Here is a 17,011-nt window from a genome sequence, read left to right as displayed (position 1 = left end):
TTGCTCATGAACCAGAGTCTGTTAGTCACAAAGCGTGATGGACATAAAGAACGCATTGATCTCGACAAAATCCACAAGGTAATAACCTGGGCCGCGGAAGGCCTAAGTAACGTATCCGTTTCTCAAGTGGAGTTACGTTCACAGATTCAGTTTTATGATGGGATCAGAACTTCTGACATTCACGAAACGATGATCAAAGCAGCAGCAGATTTAATTACGGGTGATACACCTGATTACCAATACTTAGCTGCACGTCTTGCTATTTTTAACTTACGCAAGAAAGCCTATGGCCAGTTTGAACCGCCTGCATTATATAAGCATGTTAAACACCTCGTCGAAATGGGGAAATATGACAAGCATTTGCTGGAAGACTACTCTGAAGCAGAGTTCGAGCAAATGGATAGCTTTATAGACCATTGGCGTGATATGAATTTTTCCTATGCTGCGGTAAAACAGCTTGAAGGAAAATATTTAGTTCAAAACCGTGTTACCGGTGAAATTTATGAAAGCGCACAGTTTTTATACATTTTAGTTGCTGCTTGCCTGTTTTCACATTACCCAAAAGAGACGCGTCTCGATTATATTCGCCGTTTCTATGACGCCGTTTCAACATTCAAAATTTCATTACCTACGCCAATTATGGCGGGGGTACGTACTCCTACACGTCAATTCAGCTCTTGTGTACTGATTGAGTGTGGTGACAGCTTAGATTCCATCAATGCCACTTCAAGCGCAATTGTGAAATATGTCTCACAGCGTGCAGGTATTGGGGTAAATGCAGGCCGCATTCGTGCATTAGGCAGCCCAATTCGTGGTGGTGAAGCGTTCCACACTGGTTGTATTCCGTTCTATAAACACTTCCAAACTGCGGTGAAATCTTGTTCGCAAGGTGGCGTTCGTGGTGGTGCTGCAACCTTGTTCTACCCTATTTGGCACCTTGAAGTTGAAAGTTTATTGGTACTGAAAAATAATCGTGGGGTTGAAGGTAACCGTGTTCGCCATATGGATTACGGTGTGCAACTCAACAAGTTAATGTATGAGCGTTTGATTAAAAACCAAGATATTACATTATTCAGTCCATCAGACGTTCCAGGTCTTTATGATGCATTTTTCGCTGATCAAGACGAATTTGAACGTTTATATGTGAAATACGAACAAGATGAAAATATTCGCAAATCCAGTGTTAAAGCGGTTGAGCTATTTTCATTAATGATGCAAGAACGTGCGTCTACTGGCCGAATCTATATTCAAAACGTTGACCACTGTAATACACATAGCCCATTTGACCCACAGGTTGCCCCTGTTCGTCAGTCAAACTTATGTTTAGAAATTGCACTGCCAACTAAGCCATTAAATAACATTAATGACGAGAACGGTGAAATTGCGCTGTGTACATTATCGGCATTTAACTTAGGGGCGATTGATAGCCTAGATGAATTAGAAGAGCTGGCAATATTAGCTGTTCGTGCTCTTGATGCACTGCTTGACTACCAAGATTACCCAATCATTGCGGCGAAGCAAGGCTCAATGGGGCGTCGTACACTCGGTATTGGGGTGATTAACTACGCTTATTATCTCGCGAAGCACGGTGTTCGTTATTCTGACGGTAGTGCGAACAACTTAACGCACAAAACATTCGAAGCCATTCAGTATTATCTATTAAAAGCCTCGAATGAGTTAGCAAAAGAGCAAGGTGCTTGCCCATGGTTCAATGAAACAACTTATGCACAAGGCGTTTTACCTATCGATACCTATAAAAAAGAGCTCGATAAGTTAACTAATGAACCATTGCATTACGATTGGGAAGCTTTACGCCAAGATATTAAACAACATGGTCTGCGTAACTCGACTCTGTCTGCATTGATGCCTTCAGAGACATCATCACAGATTTCTAACGCAACCAATGGTATTGAACCACCACGTGGTTATATCAGTATTAAAGCCTCTAAAGATGGTATTTTGCGTCAAGTAGTGCCAGATTACGAAAATCTGAAAGGCGCATACGAGCTACTATGGCAAATGCCTTCAAACAGTGGCTATTTACAACTCGTTGGTATCATGCAGAAATTTATCGACCAGTCGATTTCTGCTAACACAAACTATGACCCGACTCGTTTTGAGAGCGGCAAAGTACCAATGAACCAATTGCTAAAAGATTTATTGCTCGCCTATAAGTTTGGTGTGAAAACACTTTACTACCACAACACCCGCGATGGGGCGGAAGATGTTCAGGGCGATCTGGAAGAAGTTGTTGAGTCAGCGGATTCCGATTGCGAAGGCGGCGCGTGTAAAATTTAATAGGAATTGTTATGTCACATACATATACAACATTTTCACAGAAAAAAAATGACCAAATGCTGGAGCCGATGTTTTTCGGCCAACCAGTTAACGTGGCACGCTATGATCAGCAAAAGTACCCTATTTTTGAAAAGCTGATTGAAAAACAATTGTCGTTTTTCTGGCGCCCTGAAGAAGTTGACGTATCTCGCGACCGTATTGACTATAACGCGTTGCCAGATCACGAAAAACATATTTTTATCAGTAATCTGAAATACCAAACGCTGCTGGACTCTATTCAGGGCCGCAGCCCTAATGTGGCATTATTGCCGCTGATTTCGATTCCTGAACTGGAAACTTGGGTTGAAACGTGGGCGTTTTCTGAAACTATCCACTCACGTTCATATACACACATTATTCGTAATATTGTGAATGACCCAGCCATTATTTTTGACGATATCGTTGAAAATGAAGAAATTTTAAAACGTGCTAAAGATATTTCTGGTTTTTACGATGACCTGATCGAAATGACCAATTACTATCATATGTTTGGTGAAGGCACGCATACTTGTAACGGCAAACAAGTCACTGTTTCTCTACGTCAATTGAAGAAACAGCTGTATCTGTGCCTAATGAGCGTCAATGCGCTCGAAGCCATCCGTTTCTATGTTAGCTTTGCCTGTTCATTTGCGTTTGCTGAACGCGAACTGATGGAAGGAAATGCTAAAATCATCAAGCTAATCGCACGTGATGAAGCGCTGCACTTAACTGGAACACAACACATGTTGAACCTGTTGCGCTCAGGGCAAGATGACCCAGAAATGGCCGAAATCGCGGCAGAGTGCGAACAAGAGTGTTATGACCTGTTCGTTCAAGCAGCAGAGCAAGAAAAAGAGTGGGCTGACTATTTATTCAGCGAAGGCTCTATGATTGGTTTAAATAAAGATATTTTATGCCAATATGTTGAATATATTACTAACATTCGCATGCAAGCTGTTGGCCTGAAATTGCCATTTGAAGCACGTTCAAACCCAATTCCATGGATCAACGCATGGTTGGTGTCTGATAACGTACAAGTTGCGCCTCAAGAGGTTGAAGTGAGTTCTTATTTAGTCGGCCAAATTGACTCTCAAGTCGATACCGACGATTTGAGCGACTTCGAACTGTAAGTATGGCAAGCCATAAAATCACCCTGCGGTTAACGCAGGGTGTTCAAGTCCCCTACCATACCGAAGTTCACTCCTGTTTGCTGGAAGCCTTAGAAGACAGCCGTATTCCTGTAGAATATCAATGTCGTGAAGGTTACTGCGGTTCGTGCCGAGTGACATTATTGCATGGTAAAGTGGGTTATAAACAAAAACCCATCGCATTTGTACAAGATGGAGAGATCCTTCCCTGCTGCTGCCATCCGCTATCGGATATTGAAATCGGTTAATCTAAAATAGGTGATTGCACAGCGGTTTATCCGTTACCTGTGCAATCACTTTTTATTCACTTACTTTATTGATTATAAATAACCATATAAACCTGCAAATACCCAGCCAAACACACAAGACACGCCCACCCCAATTAACCCCGGAAGAATGAAACTGTGGTTGATAACAAATTTACCAATACGCGTTGTTCCAGAACGGTCAAATTGAATTGCCGCAAGATCACTTGGATAAGTCGGTAAAATGTAGTAACCATAACACGCAGGCGCAGAAGCGATAATATAGGCAGGGTCAACACCAATACCTAATGCAATTGGCACAACAGCGGCTAGTGCAGCGGCTTGAGAGTTAACAAACTTAGAAACTAATAACAAGATGACAGCATAAGCCCAAGGGAAATCTTTCACTAAAGAACCTAACGTTCCTTTAATTTCATCCATGTGTGCGCCGAACATGGTTTCCGCCATCCAAGCGATACCATACACCGCCACGATAGCAATCATCCCTGAACGGAATACTTCATTCTTTGAAATTTGCCCAGGATTGGTCTTACAGATAATGATAATTAGCGCACCCGCTAATAACATAAACATCTGGATGACTAAAACCATAGATAACGGCTTACCATTAACTAACGGCCTTAGTTCAGAGAATGCGCCAAGTAGTGCAACAACTGCGATAGAGGCTAAAAAAATCCACATCGCGACCCAGTTAATTTTCGGTAACTTTGTATTTAGCAGTGTCACACTGTCACCATAAACATAATCATGGTTTTCAGGGACTGAGATAAACTCTTGGAATACAGGGTCTTTATCGAGATCTTTACCTCTAAACCAACTGAAAATACCAATAGCTAAAATACCAATTAACGTTGATGGGATAGTAATTGCTAATAAATCCAAAAATTCGAGTGACTTACCATTGATTGTCACACCATTTAGCATTGCTACTAGTGAAACAACCGCGACTGAAACCGGACTGGCGATAATCCCCATTTGCGCGCCAATACTACTCGCGGCCATCGGTCTTTCTGGACGGATATTATTTTTAATCGCCGCATCGTAGATGATAGGTAAAATCGTATATACCACATGCCCTGTACCACACAAAATGGTTAAGATACATGTCACAAAAGGTGCCACAATAGAAATGTACTTAGGGTTTTTCCGCAGTAGTCGTTCTGCAATTTGCAGCATGACATCTAAACCGCCTGATGCTTGTAACGTCGCTGATGCGGCAACAACAGCAATGATAACAAGCATAACATCAACAGGCGGTTTTCCAGGCGGTAAACCAAAACCAAAAACTAAGATAACTAGGCCAACACCACCTAATAGCCCGAGTGCCATTCCCCCTTTTTTTGCTCCATAGAATAAGCAAACAAGGATAATGGCGAGTTGAATCATAAAGTCCATAGTTCCATCCTTTATATATATGTTTGCATATATTATCGGGATGATTTTCAAGCATTAATTTGATTTATGATAACTTCAAAATCAATTTAGTTTTATTTTTTATGCTTTTATTTTGACCTCATCACATAATTTACATTAAGTAACTGACATACTGTACAGTTAGCTGCCATTTTAATAAAAATCAACTAATTACCACACCTTTTTTAACAAATCACCCCATTTAAATTTACCTTTAGTCACTATAAATCATCATTTTTTCTTCACTTAATTAACCCTGATTATTGTCTTTAGTTTCGCTATCTACTTGATTATCAGTGTAAACTTATAATTACACCAGCTGTAATTTACATTTGACAGCGAACTTTCGATCGCATAATCTGCATCACTTGTTAATTATTGAAATTCAATCAGAGGAACTTGTGAAGAATCGTACGCTTGGCAGTGTGTTAATCGTTGCAGGGACAACAATAGGTGCAGGGATGTTGGCAATGCCACTTGCCGCTGCAGGAGTCGGTTTCACAGGCATCGTTTGCTTGCTTGTTGGATTATGGATGTTAATGAGTTATACCTCATTACTATTAGTCGAAGTGTATCAGCATAACCCTGCAAATATGGGCCTAGGCTCCGTCGCTAAAAAATATCTGGGTCCTGTTGGCCAAATAGTGACTGGGCTCAGTATGCTGCTATTAATGTACGCATTAACAACCGCTTACATAGGTGGTGCAGGCGTATTAATTTCAGATAGCCTGTCTTCTTGGTGGGGAATTAACATTTCAACCAACACTGCCATTATCGCATTTACTATTATTGGTGGTGCAGTCGTGTGCATTGGCACACATTCAGTCGATTTTATTAACCGTATTTTATTTACAGCAAAAACGATTTTTTTGGTCATCATGCTCGTTGTGATGATGCCACATGCTGAAGCGGTAAACTTAAGCACTATGCCGATTGAAAAAGGCCTTGTTTTGGCCGCAGTGCCCGTTATTTTTACCTCTTTTGGTTTCCATGGTAGCGTACCGAGTTTAGTTAACTATATGAATGGAGATGTACGTAAATTACGTATGATTTTCATTACCGGAAGCGCAATTCCTTTAGTAGCTTATATTCTATGGCAAATCGCTACGTTAGGTTCTATTCCATCACACACCTTTATCGGGATCCTAGCGCAGGAGTCTGGCCTTAATGGGTTACTCACCGCAATTCGCGATGTTGTTGCTACACCTCGAGTCAATATTGCCGTCAGCCTATTTATGGATTTAGCGTTAGCCACGTCTTTCTTAGGTGTTGCATTGGGCTTATTTGATTACCTCGCAGATTTGTTCAAGCGTAGCAACCATTTTATCGGTCGTGCACAAACAGGCTTGCTTACCTTTGTTCCGCCATTATTGGCCGCCCTATTCTTTAGTAGTTTCGTACAAGCATTAACTTATGCCGCTGTCGCGCTCTCAGTCTTAGCACTGATTATTCCTGCACTGTTAACCCTACGTGTACGTAAATTAGAAACTCAAGGTGGGTATCAAGTTAAAGGCGGTACACCTATTTTAGCCTTAGTGTTGGCATGTGGTGTGGCAGTAATCGCTATCCAATTTTCGATTGTTGCCGGATTTTTACCAAACGTTGGCTAAACTATTCGCTTATTAATAATATTCTAAAGATATAAAAAAACCGCCAAACGTAGTATTTGGCGGTTTTTTCGAGATTCAAACGGTTAAATCTAATAAATGATAAATTTAACAATCTTAGAATGAAAGGCCAGCCCCTACATACCAGCCATCGGCAACTTTATCGCTACTATTGCCATGAGTCCCTTTCATTTCAATCAAGCGATAACCTGCATCAATAGATAAAGGTTTAAATACGGTATAACGTGCACCCGCTTTCGCTTCGACATAAGACTTGCTACCTGAGGTCAATGACTCAGGAGCACCATAGGCTTCACCATAAATATTTAATGAAGGCATAGCCTGCCAATTTAACCCACCACCAACCGCTAATGCAGCACCACTACTATTGTGATCCGGTGATAAATATAACCCTTTACCCCCGACAAATGCAGAGAAAGGCCCAACAGGTAAACCAAATGTGGCACCAATACTACCCGTTTGCCCATCATGGTCACTACGAGCCCAAGAACCATTAAATGCTAACCCTGCATTTTGGTTACCTAACCCTGCAGACAGCTCAGTAAAATGTTCACCCGCTTGTGCACTGACTGAAACTGCATGGGCAGTACCTACGAACAATGGTGACATCGCTGCTGCTAATAATAATAGTTTGCGCATTATTTTATCCTCTTGATATTATTACCTATGGATACTACGCGAATTTCACCCTATTTTCAGCCATTCTTACCTAGATTTACGCTATAGCCTTTATAAAAGCCGACTTTATTCATTACAAAATTTCACAAATCAAAAATTTTAGTGCGAAAAAGTGCGATGAATACCGTTTTTTTCACGGGTAATCACAGTAATTGGTTATATTAATTAGATAATCAATTCCATAATAACTATACTGAATTACAAGTTTATTGTAGTCCTGTTTTTTATTTTTTACAAAATATTAACTTATTAGTTAGGTTTGTGTAGTCCATTAATCCAAACAAAGGAGCATTGTGATGAAAAAGAAAGGCCTTACTACCGCCTCAGGCGCCCCGGTCGCCAATAATAATAATGTGATGACAGCAGGTAAACGTGGCCCAATGTTATTACAGGATGTTTGGTTTTTAGAGAAACTTGCCCATTTTGACCGTGAAGTGATCCCTGAAAGACGCATGCACGCAAAAGGTTCTGGCGCTTTCGGTACGTTTACTGTAACTCATGATATTAGCCGCTATACTCGCGCAAAAATTTTCTCTGAAATAGGGAAAAAAACTGAAATGTTTGCTCGCTTCTCTACCGTTGCAGGTGAGCGCGGGGCTGCCGACGCAGAACGTGATATTCGTGGTTTCGCATTAAAATTTTATACTGAAGAAGGCAACTGGGATATGGTGGGTAACAACACCCCTGTGTTCTATTTCCGCGACCCATTAAAATTCCCTGATTTAAACCACGTAGTTAAGCGCGACCCTCGCTCTAACCTGCGTACAATGGAACATAAATGGGCCTTTTTCTCTCAGTTACCAGAATCTTTACACCAGTTAACCATTGATGCTAGTGACCGTGGTATACCACAAAGTTACCGTCATATGCACGGGTTTGGTAGCCACACTTATAGTTTCATCAACAGTAATAATGAACGCTTCTGGGTTAAATTCCATTTCCGTTGCCAACAAGGTATTCAGAATCTGTCTGATGAACAAGCAGAGCAATTAGTCGGTAAAGATAGAGAAAGTTCACAACGCGATCTGTTTGAATCCATTGAGAAAGGGGATTTCCCACGCTGGAATTTGCAAGTGCAAATTATGCCAGAGAAAGAGGCCTCTCAAGTTCCTTATAACCCATTTGACTTAACCAAAGTTTGGCCGCACAAAGATTATCCATTAATTGATGTCGGTTATTTTGAACTTAATCGTAACCCAGACAACTATTTTGCTGATGTAGAACAAGCGGCGTTTAGCCCTGCTAACGTGGTTCCGGGTATTGGCTTCTCACCAGATAGAATGTTACAAGGCCGTTTATTCTCCTATGGAGATGCCCATCGTTATCGCCTTGGGGTTAACCACCACCAAATCCCAGTGAATGCCCCACGTTGCCCATTCCATAATTACCACCGTGATGGCGCAATGCGCGTTGACGGTAATAGCGGCAACCATGTGACCTATGAGCCAAATGAAGCCGGCTTATTCCAAGAGCAACCTGACTTTAGCGAACCGCCATTATCTATTGAAGGTGCCGCTGACCATTGGGATCACCGCGAAGACCAAGATTACTTCAGCCAACCACGTGCATTATATGAGTTATTAGATGATGCCGAGCACCAACGTATGTTTAAACGTATTGCGGGCGAACTGATTGACGCGACAGAAGCCACTCAAGTGCGCCAAATCGAGTTATTTAAACAAGTTCACCCAGAATACGGCGCTGGTGTTGAAAAAGCATTAAAAGCACTAAAATAGTGTAATTTATTAAGTGGTGGGGATAACCCCACCACTATTTCACCCTATTCCTGCATTCTAGCTAACAACCACTTTTTCACTTGTTGTCTCGACACTTTTATTCCCCCAGCTTTCAATTCAGGGTCTAAATAATAAAAGGCCATAGGATATTGGTATGGTGCGAGTTTATCTTTTAGCCAATCCGCCAGCTGATGTAAACCTACGGACTCATTTGCTTCAATAACCGCGACAGGGCGTTGCCCAAATTGCACATCATCAATGGGGATAATAAAACTTTGGCTGATATCAGGGTATGAATTGATGACTGACTCGATATCTTCTGGTTGAACACATTCCCCACCACTGATAAATAAATTATCTAAACGACCAAGGATCTGATACTCGCCATCAATAAATGCTCCTTTATCGTTGGTTTTAAACCAGTTATCTAGGCAATTTAAAGGGTGAATTTGCCCATCAAACCAATAACCAAGCGCTTGGCTGTCTGATTGGATTTGAATTTCACCACCCACAAGACGAATTTGCTTACCTTTTAAGGGTAAACCAACGCCTTTCTTGCCATCTGCCCGTTTAGCACAAACTGTAGAAGCCATTTCTGTCATCCCATAGCCACTCCAACACGCAATTCCATGTTGTTGTGCCAAGTCCGTGAGTGTTGAAGGGATACTGGCTCCGCCCAATAAAACAGCTTTCAACGCGATATTCGCCATTGAGTTATCATTCAATAAACGCCATAGCTGGGTCGGCACCAAAGAGGCATGAGTCACCCCATGTAATGCCTGGGCTAAAGGGATATTTTTTACCGCAAGTGCGCCGCCTTGCAAAAGCCAACGCCAAACAATACCCTGACCAGATACATGGAATAACGGCAGCGAGAGTAACCAACAATCATCTTGCTGGTAATTCATCATATTAACAACACCGGCAGCGCTATTGAGGTGAGCTGCAACACTGTGAACGGCGGCTTTAGGTAGACCTGTCGACCCCGATGTTAAAATCAGAGTAGCAGGCTGCTGAATAGCCTCTTGAAAAACAACCGGAGCAACCTTTTCATCACCAATAAAATGATAATAGAGTTGATAATCTAAATGGCGATAATTAGCTAATAAATTTGATTCATCAGTAAAATCAATGGCTGCGCTAACATTAAGATGAGGCAGTAATTCTGCTAATAACCGTTCTGGGAGGCGGGGATTTAACGGTAAGACACGAGCGCCACACGCAATAAGTGCCAGTTGACTCAATAATAATTCAACTGAATTTTTCCCACGCAAAACGATACACTGCCCTTGTGTTACACCTTGCATTAAAAAGTAAGTTTTAAGGTCAGTAACTTGTTGGCTTACGCTTTCCCAAGTCATACTTTGGGACTCAGTTACAAGGGCGATCGCATTGGGACGAAGATTGGCCCAGTGTTGCCAAGGCCAATCTTTAAAGTTATCTAGTTCTGCCATACAAGCGTTAAATCATCTAACTGCTGGAGCGGAATATCACATTGAGGCCAAGGCCGTATCAATTGAGATTGAATAAGTGATACCGTATCTAAGCCTGGAATGGTATTTGGCGTTAGCCAATGTGCTACACGAGCAAGTTGCGTTAAACCAAAGCTACTTTCAATGGATGAACTGATCACGGCTTGTAATCCTAAGCGATGCGCTTCTTCTACTAAGTAGCGGCAATAAGATAAGCTGCCTGTCAGTGTTGGTTTAATTACAATCGCAGAAACGCCTTCCTGCGCCTCAACCATAAAGCCTTCTTCTCGTACACTTTCATCCCAAGCGATACTAATGCCGGTATCCGCTGCAAATTGCAGTGACTCTTCACGGGTTTTGCACGGCTCTTCTAAGAATGCGATACGGTCACGGTAATCTGGGTTAACATATTTAGCAAAACCGTCAGCTTTTGTTCGAGTCCAACTGCGATTCGCATCCAAGCGCAGTTTCAGTTCTGGAACGGCCTCTAGTAATAAGTTAACCACCATGCCATCACGCACAGCTTCATAGAGCCCAACTTTTACCTTTGCAACCTTTTCGCCTTCCATTGCATCAAGGCTCAAAATGAGGTCATCAGGGTCACCACTGCACAGTGGTGCTTTGCGATAATCAGCCTCTTTCGGTAGCTCCCCTGTTAACTCCGCTAGAGCACAGCTACAACCAAAAGCAACAGAGGGTAGTAGACTATTAGAAATTTTGCCTTCTTTCACCCATTCATTCATTCGCTTAATAGTTTCGGCGGTTGCTTCTTCTAATGTTTCACGACTGAATTCAGGTAGAGGCGAAATTTCTCCCCAACCTTCATTATCCCCATCTTGTAAACACACTAAAAGCCCATCACGAGTTTTTAGTCGCTGATAACGAAGGATAACGCCTGCCTCCATTGGCAGGCTGAACGAATAAATACGGGCTTTACGCATTATGGATTACGCTTATATTTAGAGAAGTCTGGAGCACGTTTTTCATTAAAGGCATTACGACCTTCTTGCCCTTCATCTGTCATATAGAACAGCATAGTGGCATTACCGGCTAATTCTTGCAGGCCAGCCTGACCATCACAATCCGCATTTAATGCCGCTTTTAAGCAACGTAATGCCATTGGGCTATTTTCTAGCATTTCACGGCACCAACGCACGGTTTCTTTTTCAAGATCTGCGTATGGGACAACTGTGTTAACCAAGCCCATATCTAATGCTTCTTGTGCATTGTATTGGCGGCATAAAAACCAGATTTCACGCGCCTTTTTCTGTCCAACAATACGCGCCATATAGGATGCGCCCCAGCCGCCATCAAATGAACCGACTTTTGGCCCAGTTTGACCAAATATTGCGTTATCCGCAGCAATAGTCAGGTCACACATCATATGTAACACATGGCCACCACCAATTGAGAAACCTGCGACCATCGCAACCACAGGTTTTGGGCAAGTCCGAATTTGGCGTTGAAAATCTAATACGTTAAGGTGATGCGTACCGCTTTCATCACGGTACCCGCCGTAGTCACCACGGATTTTTTGGTCGCCGCCTGCACAGAAAGCTTTTTCGCCCTCACCCGTTAGAATGATAGTACCAATGTGGTCATCATAACGTGCATCTGACAGTGCTTGGATCATTTCTTTCACGGTTTGTGGACGAAAAGCATTACGCACTTCTGGACGGTTAATCGTAATTTTAGCAATTCCTTCAGGAGATTTATGATAGCGAATATCTTCAAACCCTGTAGAGCAATCTTGCCATTCAATTGGTGCGTATAATTTTTCTTCGCTTGGATAAATCATTATCAGATTCCTTTAACCACAGTGTGATAAAAAATGGTGTAGTGCAGTTGCAAAGCCCATGGGGTTTTCCCGATGTGCATTATGCCCTGCATTTTCAATCAGCGTTAACGGCAAAACATATTGTTGCGAAACGCTTCGAAACTTTTGATCCTTTTCGCCACAAAAATAACGATAAGGGCAGATTAATTGATGCAATTTGTCCGCCAAAAAAGGTTGCTTTGCTAATGATGTGTTTTCTAGCATAGCAGCAATGCTGTGCGGGTTATTTTGTCCACGTAACTGAATTAACTGTTGGCGCTGAGTGGCCGACAAATCAGCAAATACAGTTTGTTGATACCAGTCATCTAACACTTTTTCAATGGGTTCTGAACGAAAACGTTGCGCCCATGCCTCATCATTAGCAGCTCGAGCAACACGTTCTTGTTCATTGGCTAACCCCACATTCCCGCCTTCAATTACTAAACCTAATAGCCCGTTAGGCTGATAGTGACAGGCAAAATGCATTGCGAGCCGAGCACCGAGTGAATAGCCAACCAAGTAGTATTCATTAATTTGATGATACTGTAAAAGCTCGCTGAGTTGTTGATCAAAATGTGAAAAACTCTGGCATGGCTCTGAATGAGAACCGCCATGACCTGGCAAATCCACAGCTAATGATGGAAAAGTCCGTGTTTGATCAATCACGGGTGACCAGTCATCCGCACTGCCTAACAAACCATGCAACCAAATGATCCAAGGAGCCGATGAGGTAGAATGATGTCGATGAGCGGATAACATTACAATTCCACAACTTCATTAAGCAGCTGTTTTAAAGTACGCGCGCCTTCATCGCTTGCCACCTGTAATTCCACCAACAATGTTCCTTGCTGACTATGCCAAAATTGTTGAACAGTATTTTTTAGTGTTCCCCAATCTGTCGGCGCACAATATTGTAAGCCAAACATTTTCGCAGCAGGCTCGAAACTGACATTTTGCGGCATACAGTAATAATTTTGCCTTGCTTCGTCTGGTGTGGGGAGCATAGAGAAAATTTGCCCGCCATTGTTATTCACGATGATTAGGACTGTCGGTGCTGAAGGTTCTCGCAACAGCGCCAAACTATTCAAATCGTATAAGGCAGAAATATCCCCAACAATAGCTAATGTTGGACGAGCTGTTGCTCGTTGCACTCCCGCCATGGTAGAAATCAGACCATCAATACCACTTGCGCCGCGGTTGCTATATACCGGATAGCCTAATGGAAGTTGTGCGAGTGCATCCACCAAACGAACAATTAAGCTATTTCCAACAAATAGTTGACCTCGTGGTGAGAGTAGTTCTGGCAATTGAAATGCAACCGCCGCTTCGGAAAACTGGTCATGTAACTGTTGGTGTACATGGTGTTGGGCTTTTTGCGCTAACGTCTGCAGAGATTCACACCACAAACTTCTCGGCTGTGCAGGATGGTTGTCCAGCCAACCTTTAATTGAACAGGTTAACTTTCTTCCCCTATGATTAGCTGGGTCTAGCCGTTGAGGTATCGAGTCGATAATCCAATACTCTTGCGGTTCACAATTGGCTTGCCATTGTAATAGCCGTTTTCCTGTTAAGCTTGAACCAAACTGGACAACTAATTCTGCATGTTTTAAAACCTGTTGAGCATCGGGATGCTGAAGCCATAAATCTGCGCAAGGGTATGGCTGGCCTGTTTGAGATAACACATCACCTATAACTGGCCATCCGAGTTCTTGAGCCCATTTAGCAACGAGCTCCCCTTCACTCGCACTCATTCTACCGGCAAGCACAACGCCTTTTTTTTGCCGCCAAAAATACCAATCTGCCACTAGAGCGACAGAATGAGTTAACGGTTCAGTGAGCCACGGGTGGCTCGAATTCCACCATTCCCCAAGGGTTTTCTGCCATTCATGTTCCCCATCCATATCACCATATAGTGGCTCAGCAAATGGGCAGTTGATATGAAATGCACCATGGCGTAACTGGTTCATGCCATTATCAATAGCGGTTACCAACCATTTAGCTGAAATATCTTGTGTCGGCCTTGGCAACATTAATGATTGAGCAGGATGAGATGCAAAAATATGCGTCTGCCGAATAGCCTGATTAGCACCGCAATCAATCAATTCAGGGGGCCTATCTGCGGTGAGAAAAATAACTTTTTCTCCAGTTAGTCCAGCTTCTATCAATGATGGATAAAGGTTTGCAACCGCAGTCCCTGACGTCACAATGACACCTACTGGCTCATTGCTGGCTTTTGCCAATCCAAGTGCCAGATGACCCAAACCACGCTCATCGAAATGGGGGTGACAATGTAATTTGGCGTTATTGATGGCAGCCAGAGTCAAAGGCGTCGAACGAGAGCCTGGCGCAATACAGATATGTTTCATTCCGTGGCGAGATAGTGCTTCAATAATCACTTCAGCCCAACGGAGATTAAAAGCAGAATTCGACATAATATGCTCAGCAAATTATTAGTTATCAACTAGTTTAGACTGGCTGAAATAAATTTCTTGATCTCAGAACAATTTTTGGTGAACTAATTGAAATAAAAGAAAATAACCATTTTAACTTTATGGTTTTTCGTTATTTCCAAACAAAGATTTAAGCCCCGCCGCTTTATTTTCAATTTCTATCCACTCTTGCTCTGGGTCTGAGCCACTGACAATGCCCGCACCTGAATATAATGAGACATGCGCACCTTCTATTTGTGCACAACGTAGAGATACCGCAAATTCACTTTTATTTAAGCTAATAAACCCGCCAGTTCCTGCATACCAGCCACGAGAAAAGGGTTCATTACTTGCTAAAAATTGCCGTGCAACTTTGCGAGGTAAACCACATACGGCAGCGGTAGGTTGAAGACGTTGTAAGCAATCGCTATCAGAAGGATTGATTAATGTCGCAACAATAGAGCGATAAAGGTGTTGGATTTTTCTCAAGCGGATCACTTTTGCTGATGATACGTCAACTCCCGTCACTGCACCTTGTAATTGTTGGCAAATATCATCCACAACGACTAAATTTTCGTGTTGGTTCTTTTTATCTTCCATCAACCACTTAGCATACTCCGCAGCGACGGCGTCATCAGGGTCATTAGCGACAGTTCCCGCTAAGGCCTCAGAATTCAGTTGTTCATTTTGCCGTAAATATAAACGTTCCGGAGTCGAAGAGATGAACCCTGACTGTGCGTTGAAGGCCATCATAAAATGGTAACAATGATGATTCACCTGCTGGCTTTGGGCTAAAAACTCAGCAACCGCAATGGGTTTAGACAAGGTGAGTTTTGTTTCCCTTGCCATCACCACTTTTTCCATCTTCCCTGACTTCATGTCATCAATAGCGCAATTTAATAAACGACACCATTCATCATGCGTAGGAATATGTTCTTGTGCAGTAATATTGGCATTCAATGCCAATCTCACATGAGAAGCCGGCTTCAATTGCTGTAAAAGATGAATAGCATTCAAGCGGTCTTCTTCCCCCTCAATATTGACGCTAACACTAATTGTCGAACGTAATCGATGAATTTCAATGCGGGGCAAAAAACAAAAAGTTGCTTGGCGTTTTATCTCTTCAGGAATGCCCGCTCCAACCGCATTCCAGCCATTAAGCCCCCATAGGCGCATCTCTGGCATATCAGGATACTGGGATAAAAAAACTTGTGCCGTATCTATCGAATCAAAGGATTTCACCATACCAAGAGCACTGCATTCCTCGGCACCAGTGCGTTGATACCAATAAAATTGAGGATAACTTTGCTGTGCCGACAGCCATGAAAGTCCAGGAAAGGAGGTTTGTGCATCTAATTGCCAAACTAAACGAGTAACCGCTTGATTTTTTAGTGTCAATGTAGACAAATGGTCCAAAATTTCAGTTATCAATTGATCAATTTTTTTATAGTTCACTTTAGATTCCCACTGCTACATCACACAAATTCACTACGGTTATTATATAGCGCAATACAATTTTTTAATACATTGATGACTAACAGTAAATGCTATACCGCCCATTCAGCACTAAAAGTAGATTACCTGCAATTAAGAGATTGCTTTTAGTACTTCGCTATAATTATTTTTTATGGCTCAAATGACGATAGCCAAGAGCAGCTGTGTCAAAATAAACCTGTTATCACTCACTAATAGTGACCTTCAGGCTGTTGATAGTATAGCTTATTATGTATATTACATAGCACTTCATTCATTTAATTAATAGAAAATGTGATTTTATCCTCTTTAATCTTTGCTTCTTTCTCGAAACTGCATCATTTTTACCCAATGAAAATTTCATTTTGAAACATAGTGATATGTCAGCTTTAAACCCATGTTCCATTGCAAGCCTTTTTAATTCAAAACAAAAAAATTATCGTATATTTTAATTAATATCATATTCTTATTAGTTATTTTATTTAGCACTACTATAGATGATTTTCAAATAAAAATAATAGAGAATAATATTTAAAACACATATTAAATTATTCAAAATGCTATTTTTTAGCTCTGATTTTCATTTTTTAATATAAAACTTTCAGTCAATTTCTAGTAGGTTAACAAATATGAACT

13 protein-coding genes are annotated in these 17,011 nt (G+C 41.9%); 5 read left to right on the top strand and 8 right to left on the bottom strand.

Going from position 1 to position 17,011, the window contains the following annotated elements:
• Nucleotides 1–6 precede the first annotated feature (6 nt).
• Genes nrdA through yfaE form a run of 3 tightly spaced genes read left to right on the top strand, consistent with a single transcriptional unit; the run spans nucleotide 7 to nucleotide 3,712 of the window.
• Nucleotides 7–2,298: a class 1a ribonucleoside-diphosphate reductase subunit alpha gene (nrdA, locus tag PR725_RS05000; protein WP_004912194.1), complete on the top strand. Its 2,292-nt coding sequence runs from the start codon at nucleotides 7–9 to the stop codon at nucleotides 2,296–2,298.
• Between the two features lie 11 nt (nucleotides 2,299–2,309).
• On the top strand, nucleotides 2,310–3,446 hold the full coding sequence (gene nrdB, locus PR725_RS04995) for a class Ia ribonucleoside-diphosphate reductase subunit beta (protein ID WP_004912195.1): 1,137 nt from the start codon (nucleotides 2,310–2,312) through the stop codon (nucleotides 3,444–3,446).
• Nucleotides 3,447–3,448: 2 nt separating this feature from the next.
• The gene (gene yfaE, locus PR725_RS04990; protein WP_109911563.1) at nucleotides 3,449–3,712 is read left to right on the top strand and encodes a class I ribonucleotide reductase maintenance protein YfaE; all 264 of its coding nucleotides are present in this window, start codon (nucleotides 3,449–3,451) and stop codon (nucleotides 3,710–3,712) included.
• A gap of 72 nt (nucleotides 3,713–3,784) precedes the next feature.
• On the opposite strand, the gene PR725_RS04985 is transcribed toward yfaE, so the two are convergent.
• Nucleotides 3,785–5,125 (bottom strand): anaerobic C4-dicarboxylate transporter, encoded by a 1,341-nt coding sequence (locus PR725_RS04985; protein WP_109911562.1) that lies wholly within the window; start codon nucleotides 5,123–5,125, stop codon nucleotides 3,785–3,787.
• Between the two features lie 419 nt (nucleotides 5,126–5,544).
• On the opposite strand from PR725_RS04985, the gene tyrP reads away from it, so the two are divergent.
• Nucleotides 5,545–6,753: a tyrosine transporter TyrP gene (tyrP, locus tag PR725_RS04980; protein ID WP_004912200.1), complete on the top strand. Its 1,209-nt coding sequence runs from the start codon at nucleotides 5,545–5,547 to the stop codon at nucleotides 6,751–6,753.
• A gap of 114 nt (nucleotides 6,754–6,867) precedes the next feature.
• Here tyrP and PR725_RS04975 read toward each other — a convergent pair whose 3' ends face one another.
• Nucleotides 6,868–7,410: a YfaZ family outer membrane protein gene (locus PR725_RS04975; RefSeq protein ID WP_004912202.1), complete on the bottom strand. Its 543-nt coding sequence runs from the start codon at nucleotides 7,408–7,410 to the stop codon at nucleotides 6,868–6,870.
• 335 nt (nucleotides 7,411–7,745) lie between these two features.
• Between PR725_RS04975 and PR725_RS04970 the strand changes: the two genes are divergently transcribed.
• Nucleotides 7,746–9,185, top strand: a complete 1,440-nt coding sequence (locus tag PR725_RS04970; protein WP_162598830.1) for a catalase — start codon at nucleotides 7,746–7,748, stop codon at nucleotides 9,183–9,185.
• A gap of 44 nt (nucleotides 9,186–9,229) precedes the next feature.
• Here the strand turns inward: PR725_RS04970 and menE are convergent, their stop codons facing one another.
• From menE to PR725_RS04940, 6 genes are all read right to left on the bottom strand, one after another.
• Nucleotides 9,230–10,639, bottom strand: a complete 1,410-nt coding sequence (gene menE / locus PR725_RS04965) for an o-succinylbenzoate--CoA ligase (RefSeq protein WP_196718733.1) — start codon at nucleotides 10,637–10,639, stop codon at nucleotides 9,230–9,232.
• On the bottom strand, nucleotides 10,627–11,598 hold the full coding sequence (menC, locus tag PR725_RS04960) for an o-succinylbenzoate synthase (protein ID WP_004912210.1): 972 nt from the start codon (nucleotides 11,596–11,598) through the stop codon (nucleotides 10,627–10,629). The genes menE and menC overlap by 13 nt, the downstream gene beginning before the upstream one ends.
• Entirely contained in the window at nucleotides 11,598–12,455 is an 858-nt protein-coding gene (gene menB / locus PR725_RS04955; RefSeq protein WP_004912212.1) for a 1,4-dihydroxy-2-naphthoyl-CoA synthase, read from the bottom strand. Before menB ends, menC begins: the two co-directional genes overlap by 1 nt.
• Nucleotides 12,456–12,467: 12 nt before the next feature.
• A complete protein-coding gene (gene menH, locus PR725_RS04950) occupies nucleotides 12,468–13,232 on the bottom strand; it encodes a 2-succinyl-6-hydroxy-2,4-cyclohexadiene-1-carboxylate synthase (protein WP_123382590.1) in 765 nt (254 codons plus the stop codon).
• The gene (gene menD, locus PR725_RS04945) at nucleotides 13,232–14,905 is read right to left on the bottom strand and encodes a 2-succinyl-5-enolpyruvyl-6-hydroxy-3-cyclohexene-1-carboxylic-acid synthase (protein ID WP_272567878.1); all 1,674 of its coding nucleotides are present in this window, start codon (nucleotides 14,903–14,905) and stop codon (nucleotides 13,232–13,234) included. The genes menH and menD overlap by 1 nt, the downstream gene beginning before the upstream one ends.
• Nucleotides 14,906–15,022: 117 nt before the next feature.
• Entirely contained in the window at nucleotides 15,023–16,357 is a 1,335-nt protein-coding gene (locus PR725_RS04940; RefSeq protein WP_196718731.1) for an isochorismate synthase, read from the bottom strand.
• Nucleotides 16,358–17,011: the final 654 nt, after the last annotated feature.

This window comes from Providencia sp. PROV255 (genome assembly GCF_028478065.1).
GTDB classification, from domain to species: Bacteria; Pseudomonadota; Gammaproteobacteria; order Enterobacterales; family Enterobacteriaceae; genus Providencia; species Providencia rettgeri.
This window is presented reverse-complemented; position numbering and strand designations above follow the sequence as displayed.

What these genes read in the sequence shown, in the direction of transcription:
- nrdA (WP_004912194.1), top strand. Translation starts at nt 7, where the DNA reads ATGAACCAGAGTCTGTTAGTCACAAAGCGTGATGGACATAAAGAACGC.
- nrdB (WP_004912195.1), top strand. Translation starts at nt 2,310, where the DNA reads ATGTCACATACATATACAACATTTTCACAGAAAAAAAATGACCAAATG.
- yfaE (WP_109911563.1), top strand. Translation starts at nt 3,449, where the DNA reads ATGGCAAGCCATAAAATCACCCTGCGGTTAACGCAGGGTGTTCAAGTC.
- PR725_RS04985 (WP_109911562.1), bottom strand. Translation starts at nt 5,125, where the DNA reads ATGGACTTTATGATTCAACTCGCCATTATCCTTGTTTGCTTATTCTAT.
- PR725_RS04975 (WP_004912202.1), bottom strand. Translation starts at nt 7,410, where the DNA reads ATGCGCAAACTATTATTATTAGCAGCAGCGATGTCACCATTGTTCGTA.
- PR725_RS04970 (WP_162598830.1), top strand. Translation starts at nt 7,746, where the DNA reads ATGAAAAAGAAAGGCCTTACTACCGCCTCAGGCGCCCCGGTCGCCAAT.
- menE (WP_196718733.1), bottom strand. Translation starts at nt 10,639, where the DNA reads ATGGCAGAACTAGATAACTTTAAAGATTGGCCTTGGCAACACTGGGCC.
- menC (WP_004912210.1), bottom strand. Translation starts at nt 11,598, where the DNA reads ATGCGTAAAGCCCGTATTTATTCGTTCAGCCTGCCAATGGAGGCAGGC.
- menB (WP_004912212.1), bottom strand. Translation starts at nt 12,455, where the DNA reads ATGATTTATCCAAGCGAAGAAAAATTATACGCACCAATTGAATGGCAA.
- menH (WP_123382590.1), bottom strand. Translation starts at nt 13,232, where the DNA reads ATGTTATCCGCTCATCGACATCATTCTACCTCATCGGCTCCTTGGATC.
- menD (WP_272567878.1), bottom strand. Translation starts at nt 14,905, where the DNA reads ATGTCGAATTCTGCTTTTAATCTCCGTTGGGCTGAAGTGATTATTGAA.